At 50.8% G+C, this 301-nt stretch carries 1 pseudogene; it reads right to left on the bottom strand.

Annotated features, from left to right (window positions below):
- Window positions 1-301, bottom strand: a pseudogene (locus tag MWU82_RS24225) (hypothetical protein); the annotation flags it as partial.

The following is a 301-nucleotide window of genomic DNA, read 5'->3' on the forward strand; positions in this document are numbered from 1 at the left end:
CCAATATCACCTTTATCTCCTTTGTCACCCTGGTCGCCCTTAGCACCAGTATCTCCTTTGTCACCCTTTACTCCTTGGATACCCTGTTCTCCAGTTGCACCTGTGGCTCCGGTTGCTCCGGTTGCTCCGGTTTCACCTTGTATGCCTTGCTCTCCAGTTGCTCCAGTAGCACCAGTATCACCCTTGTCACCCTTTTCACCTGTGGTTCCAGTTTCTCCTTGAATACCTTGGATTCCTTGCTCTCCAGTATCTCCTTTGTCGCCCTTAGCTCCAGTATCTCCTTTGTCTCCCTTTACACCCT

Origin of the sequence: Arenibacter sp. S6351L, assembly GCF_023016025.1 — a bacterium.
Classification (GTDB): domain Bacteria; phylum Bacteroidota; class Bacteroidia; order Flavobacteriales; family Flavobacteriaceae; genus Arenibacter; species Arenibacter algicola_B.